This window comes from Guyparkeria sp., assembly GCF_041687595.1.
Taxonomy (GTDB): domain Bacteria; phylum Pseudomonadota; class Gammaproteobacteria; order Halothiobacillales; family Halothiobacillaceae; genus Guyparkeria.
The window spans coordinates 1-4,553 of the sequence record NZ_JAWLBP010000077.1 but is presented as its reverse complement, the minus strand read 5'-3'; the positions used below and the strand labels follow the sequence as shown (position 1 = coordinate 4,553).

General features: G+C 68.4%; 4 protein-coding genes. 1 reads left to right on the top strand and 3 read right to left on the bottom strand.

Annotated features, from left to right (window positions below; translation table 11 throughout):
• The coding region (locus tag ACESL5_RS09350) for a DUF255 domain-containing protein (RefSeq protein WP_372592513.1) at nt 1-269 on the bottom strand (269 nt) is incomplete at its 3' end.
• 178 nt (nt 270-447) lie between these two features.
• Here ACESL5_RS09350 and pap point away from each other — a divergent pair.
• Nucleotides 448-1,968: a polyphosphate:AMP phosphotransferase gene (gene pap, locus ACESL5_RS09345; RefSeq protein ID WP_372592512.1), complete on the top strand. Its 1,521-nt coding sequence runs from the start codon at nt 448-450 to the stop codon at nt 1,966-1,968.
• A gap of 103 nt (nt 1,969-2,071) precedes the next feature.
• On the opposite strand, the gene mgtE is transcribed toward pap, so the two are convergent.
• A complete protein-coding gene (gene mgtE / locus ACESL5_RS09340) occupies nt 2,072-3,442 on the bottom strand; it encodes a magnesium transporter (RefSeq protein WP_372592511.1) in 1,371 nt (456 codons plus the stop codon).
• 289 nt (nt 3,443-3,731) lie between these two features.
• The coding region (gene rlmM / locus ACESL5_RS09335; protein ID WP_372592510.1) for a 23S rRNA (cytidine(2498)-2'-O)-methyltransferase RlmM at nt 3,732-4,553 on the bottom strand (822 nt) is incomplete at its 5' end.

Genomic DNA, 4,553 nt, shown 5'->3' with positions numbered 1-4,553 from the left:
TCGACCTTGATGTTGATGAAGCCCTCGTTCATCGCCGCGGCGATCTCGGGGTCCTCGTAGAGCTCGCGCTTGGCGACGTGGCACCAGTAGCAGGTGGAATAGCCCACCGAGACGAAGATCGGCTTGTCCTGCTCGCGGGCCAGCGCCAGGGCCTCTTCACCCCAGGGATACCAGTCGACCGGGTTGTCGGCATGGTCGCGCAAGTAGTCCGAGGCCGTGTCCGCCAGCCGGTTCTCGGCCCAGGCCGACGACGGCGCGGCCGTGAGCATGCCACCGGCAAGCAGCAGGAGCGCAACGCGGCCCAGCAAGCGATTCGCGATCATCGTCCCACCCTCAAAGAACTGTCCGGGAAGGATGGCACAGCCCCCGACGGGAATCTTCCCCCGGAGCGGCGTGCTAGGCTTGATCAGGCACCTCCGCCGCTTTCCGACACACACGGGAACCTCCATGTTCGAAGCCGCCGAACTCGGTCGCCACATCAGCAAGGACACATTCAAGGACGCCATCCCGGAGCTGCGCTACCGGCTGCTCCAGGCCCAGCGTCGGGCCCGGCTGCAGGGCGTGCCGGTGCTGCTGGTGATCAACGGCGTGGCCGGGGCCGGCAAGGGCGAGCTGGTCAACCACCTTCTCGAATGGCTGGACTCCCGCGGGGTGCGGACCCACGTCTTCTGGGACGAAACCGACGAGGAGACCCAGCGGCCGCGCTGGTGGCGCTACTGGCGCACCATGCCCCAGGCCGGCGAGATCGGCATCCTGTTCGGTGCCTGGTACGCGCGGCTGATCGAGGACACCCTGAAGGGCAGGCTGGGCGAGGGAGGCGTGACCGGCGAGCTCGAACGCATCCGTGAAACCGAGCACATGCTGATCACCGGCGGGACCCTGCTGGTCAAGTACTGGTTCCACCTGCCGCGGGCCGAGCAGGCCCGCCGGGTGGAAAAGCGCCGCCGCGACCCGCAGAGCCACTGGCGCATGGCACCGGAGATGGCCAAGCTTTCCAACCACTACGACGAGTTCATCGACATCGCCACGCGGGTGGTGAGGGAAACGGACACCGGCGAGGCACCCTGGTACCTGATCGAGGCGACCGACCGGCGCTTCCGCGACCTGACCGCCGGCAAGACCCTCCTGCGGGCGATCGAGACGCGACTGGAGGCCGGTGACGGCATCGGCGCCAAGCGGGTCTCCCACGCTCCTTCCCTGCCCGAGGCCGAAAGCGCCCGCGTGACCATCGTCGACCGGGTCGACTGCGACCGGGAGCTGACGAAATCCGACTACAAGGAACAAAAGCAGCGACTGGACGCGCAGCTCAACCGGCTGGGCTGGGAAGGCTTCAAGGCCCGACACTCGGTGGTGGCCCTGTTCGAGGGCTGGGACGCCGCCGGCAAGGGCGGCACCATCCGCCGTCTCACCCAGGCGCTGGACGCCCGACTCTACCGCGTCTTCCCGGTGGCCGCACCCAGCGACGAGGAAGCCGCCCACCATCACCTGTGGCGCTTCTGGCGACAGGTACCGCGCGACGGCTACTGGACGGTATTCGATCGCTCCTGGTACGGCCGGGTGCTGGTCGAACGGGTCGAGGGTTTCGCCCGCCAGCCGGAATGGGCGCGGGCCTATCACGAGATCAACACCTTCGAGCAGCAGCTCGCCGAGCACGGGATCACCCTGCTCAAGTTCTGGCTCAACATCTCTCCCGAGGAACAACTGCGCCGCTTCGAGGCGCGCGAGGCCACCCCGCACAAGCAGCACAAGATCACCGAGGAAGACTGGCGCAACCGCGAGCGCTGGGACGACTACAAGGCCGCGGTCAACGAGATGGTGGTGCGCACCAGCACGGAGTTCGCCCCGTGGCACATCATTCCGGCCAACGACAAGCGCTTTGCACGTATCGAGGTGATGCGGATCGCCGCCGAGTCGGTCGCCGACGCTCTCGGCGAGTCCGGAGGCGACGGCAAGAAAAGGAAGAAATAGGGCCGGCAACTCGTAGCGGCCCGGCGCAGCGGCGCGCCGCGATCCGCGCCCGTCTGTCCGCCGCTGGCAGTCCGTTCCAGCAATCCTGCCCTCCCTGGCGGCTCTACCCGAGCGGCGCCATCTTCATCCAGGCCGTGGCGATGCCGAAGTAGATCAGGATGCCGCCGATGTCGGCGATCGAGGTGATCAGCGGGGCCGAGGCGGTGGCCGGGTCGAGGTTGAAGCGGGTAAGCAGGAACGGCAGCAGCATTCCCACCATGCTGCCGAAGATCACCACGGCGATCATGGACAGGAACACCACGTTGGCCAGCATCGTCCCGCCGTAGAACAGCCCGATGCCCCAGGCCGCCGTCGCCATGGTCACGCCCAGCGCGCTGGCCACGCCCAGCTCGCGGCCCCAGAGCCGCAGCCAGTCCTTCGAGGTCACGTCCCCGGTCGCCAGCGCGCGCACCATCATGGTCGCCCCCTGCGAGCCGGCATTGCCCCCCGAACCGATGATCAGCGGCAGGAAGAAGCTCAGCACCACGGCCGCCTCCAGCGTCTCCTCGAACTGGGACACCGCGCCCGCGGCGAAGATAGCCAGGAACACCAGCAGCAACAGCCAGCCGATGCGCTTCCTGAACAACTCGAGGACGGAGGCCCCGCGCAGGCTCAAGTGCTGCGCCCCCAGGCCGCCGAGCTTGTGGATGTCCTCGGTGGCCTCCTCCTCGACCACGTCCATCACGTCATCGATGGTGATCATGCCCAGCAGCACCCCGCCCTCGTCGACCACCGGCAGCGCCGTCAGGTCGTAGTGCTGGATCAGCCGGGCGGCCTCCTCGCGGTCCTCGGACACGGCGATGCTCACGGGCTGGTCGCCGACCAGCGACTCGACCTTCGCCTTCGGGTCGCCCAGCACCAGCCTGCGCAGGCCGGTCCAGCCCAGCAGCCGGCCTTCCTCGTCGGCGATGAACAGGACGTCCACCGTCTCGCTGCGCCCGGCGTGCTTCTGCACGTGGCGCAGCGCATGCGACAGCGTCCAGTCGGGCTCGAGGGCGATGAACTCCGGCGTCATCAGCCGCCCGGCACTCTCCGGCGGGTAGCCCAGCAACCGCAACGCCTGCCGGACCCGGTCGGGGCTGAGCCGACGGACCACCGCCTCGCCCTCCTCCGGCGAAAGGTCCTCGAGCAATGCGGTGAGGTTGTCCGGGCGCAGGCCTTCGATCAGCTCCCGCGCCGCCTCGTCGTCGAGCCGCTCGACCAGCGCGAACTGCGTCCGTGGCTCGAGAAAGCCGAACACCTCGGCTCGTCGTTCGGCCGGCAGCACGTCCAGCACGCGCCGCATCCCCTCCGGCCCGAGCTCGACCATGGCCCGGGCGATGTCCTGGTCGCGCACCGCGGCGAGGCCATCGGCCAGCGCCCCGGCGCCGATATCGCCGTGCTCGAAACGGTCGAACGACTCGGCAAGCTGCTGGATCGTCTCGGTCTGGATCATCGAGGGACTCCGGCTTCCGTTTGATCAGATCGTCCACTATGGCAGCGACCAATATAACCGCCAGCGGCGGCCCATGCCTTCATGTGGCCGAAATGCGCCCTCCCTGGGCGCGGATCAGGCCCGCGTGAGCACGCCGTGACCGCCCACGGCCGGTAGGACCACGCGGGGTCGCGGCCCCCGAGCTTGTTGTGTGGAGGAACGTTTCGCCCGCCGGGCATGGCGGCACAACAAAACCGCAACACGAAAACGGCGCGAGAAACCCCTCTCCGGCGGCTAGACGTGGGATGCGCTACACACAACGCAAATAAGCCGTCACCTCGTCCCGGTCGTGATACAGGTGCCGAATATCCATCTCGAACGGCACTTCGTCCTCGGCCAACCGGTCCTCGATCAACTCCCGACACTCCATCACTGCCTGCTGACGCTTCTTCATCGGCAGCTTGAGGTTGAAGATCGCCCGCCGGCAATCACCCCGCGCCATCCAGTCGGCCATGAGCGCGGCCACGCGGATCGGCTTTTCCACCATGTCGCAGACCAGCCACTCGACCGGCCGCTCGGGGCGGAAGGTGAAGCCGTCCTCGCGGCGGTGCTCCACCTGGTGGGAGGCGGCCAGTTCATCGGCCATCGGGCCGTTGTCGACGGCGGTGACCATCAGCCCGGCGCGCACCAGCTGCCAGGTCCAGCCGCCGGGCGCGGCTCCCAGGTCGACCGCCTCCAGCCCGGAGCGCAGGAGCTCCTCGCGCTCGCCGGGAGACAGGAAGGTGATCAGTGCCTCCTCGAGCTTGAGCGCCGACCGGCTGGGGGCGTGCTTGGACAGCTTCAGGCGCGGGATGCCCATCGGTCGTGACGCCGCCTGTCCCGGGTGCGACCAGCCGGGGATCACGGTGGTGGAATCCGTGAAAGTGAGATGCAGTCGCGGCAGTTCCCGGTTGCCCGGATCGAGCAGCCCGCGCTTGCGCATCGACTGCTCCAGCGGCTTGGTGAACTGGCGGGCCAAGCGCATCAGCGGCCGGGTGGCCTCGGCGTCCGGCGTCTCGACGTACACGCCGCCGAATGCCTGCCCGTCGAGCGCGGCCAGGATCGGCCCCAGCCGGTTATCCGGCGGCAGGTC

Bases quoted from the DNA above. Each gene is read 5' to 3' on its own strand.
- pap (WP_372592512.1), top strand. From the start codon at position 448: ATGTTCGAAGCCGCCGAACTCGGTCGCCACATCAGCAAGGACACATTC.
- mgtE (WP_372592511.1), bottom strand. From the start codon at position 3,442: ATGATCCAGACCGAGACGATCCAGCAGCTTGCCGAGTCGTTCGACCGT.